The sequence below is a fragment of the Amycolatopsis sp. CA-126428 genome (genome assembly GCF_002904335.1).
GTDB lineage: Bacteria > Actinomycetota > Actinomycetes > Mycobacteriales > Pseudonocardiaceae > Amycolatopsis.
In genome coordinates, this window is the sequence record NZ_PPHF01000024.1 from 1 (window position 1) to 1,574 (window position 1,574).

Sequence of the window (1,574 nt, forward strand, 5' to 3'; positions counted from 1 at the left end):
TTCAACCTCCTGCGAACCGACACCACAACCCTCACGGCCGCACTCCCCGCAGCGGCTTGACATAGGAGCAACTCATGCGATTCCGGCCGGGCTGGTTGCACCGCGTCCTGCAGGTGCCCGTCGTCCCCACCCTCGGGCCGGTACACCCCGACACGCTCCGGCCGGAGCTCTTCGACGAGGTCGCGGCCGCGGGGCGCACCGGCGAGATGCTGCCCTTCGACAAGGAACGCCGCTGGTCGGCCAGCAAATCCGAAACCGTCCTCGTCGACCAGATCGTCCACCGCCCCGACCTGACGATCATCCCCACACTCACCCGCCGCGGAACCGGAATGATCAAAACCCACGTCTACAGCCCGACCACGCCCGACACCGCAGCCCTCCGCACGGCGACACGACGCTGGTGCACCGAATTCGGCGCGGCGACCGGGCGAGTCCTGTGGTTCACCCCCGAACCGCCGCGAGCCGACGCCGTCGCTACCACCCGCGTTCTGCTCAAGCCGTTCACCGAGGACGACGCCTCTGCCACCGCCGACTCCCCTGCCACCAGGATCCGCGAACTCGACGCCTTCCCCCACCGGTGCAGGACACCTTCGCGCAGCTGGCCGACCAGGTACCGGGCACCGGGTTCGGGTTCCTCTACCGGCGCTGGCGGGCAGGCCGCGTCGACGGCCCGATACTCACCGCGATCGACAACGGCACGATCTTCGGGGCGATCGGCCCGCTCGCCGTGCTGCCCGACCGCAACGGCACACCGGCGCTGCTCCCGCAGTACTTCGGCATCGCCTCCAGCCACCGAGGACTCGGCCACGGCCGTGCCCTCTGGCGCGCCGCGATGACCTGGGGCGCGCGGCATGGCGCGCGATACCAGGTACTGCAGGCCGCCACCGGCGGGCCGTCGGAGCGGCTGTTCTGCTCCGAAGGGCTGATCACCCTCGGTTTCACCTGCACTGTCGCCGCATGACCCAGCCGGGTATGGCGGCGTCCATGGGCACCCGCGACCGCATCACCATCGACGCCATCCCGTCAGCAGCACGCGCCGCGATCACCGCGAAGATCGGCGAGATCCGCCACATCGAACCGGTCGGCACCGGGTTGAACTCCAAGCTCGCCGCCGTACTGCACGCCGACGACTCCGCCGTGTTCGTCAAAGGAATGCCCAGCAACCATCCCGGTGTACGCAGCCAGCACCGCGAAGCCGCAATCGCACCCCATGCCGCCAGTATCGCTCCCCGGCTGCGCTGGCATCTGGATGTCGCCGGCTAGGACCTGCTCGGCTTCGACCACCTTCCCGGCCGCGCCGCCGACCTCTCCGTCGGCTCCTCCGACCTCGCCGCCCTCGCCCGCACCCTGGCCCGGCTCGGGGAGCTCCCGCCACCCGAACTGCCGCTGCCGCGGATCGAACAACGGTGGACCGGCCTGGCCGACGACGCCGACCTGGCCCTGCTCGCCGGCGAACACCTCCTGCACACCGACCTCAACCCCAACAACATCCTCATCAGCGACGGGTCTGCCCAGGGTTTGCTTGACACCTCATGTGTGAGGCTTCGGCCTTGCGTGGAAGGATGTCACCCGTG

Annotated in this window: 3 protein-coding genes; 2 read left to right on the forward strand and 1 reads right to left on the reverse strand. The window is 69.8% G+C overall.

The genetic code is table 11. From position 1 onward, the window contains the following. A partial coding sequence (locus C2L58_RS50250; RefSeq protein ID WP_233225585.1) for a hypothetical protein occupies positions 1–281 on the reverse strand: 281 nt, incomplete at its 3' end. Positions 282–577: 296 nt separating this feature from the next. On the opposite strand from C2L58_RS50250, the gene C2L58_RS06295 reads away from it, so the two are divergent. Continuing rightward, positions 578–961 (forward strand): GNAT family N-acetyltransferase, encoded by a 384-nt coding sequence (locus C2L58_RS06295; RefSeq protein ID WP_103336599.1) that lies wholly within the window; start codon positions 578–580, stop codon positions 959–961. After that, positions 958–1,263: a hypothetical protein gene (locus C2L58_RS48495; protein WP_146073534.1), complete on the forward strand. Its 306-nt coding sequence runs from the start codon at positions 958–960 to the stop codon at positions 1,261–1,263. The genes C2L58_RS06295 and C2L58_RS48495 overlap by 4 nt, the downstream gene beginning before the upstream one ends. Positions 1,264–1,574: the final 311 nt, after the last annotated feature.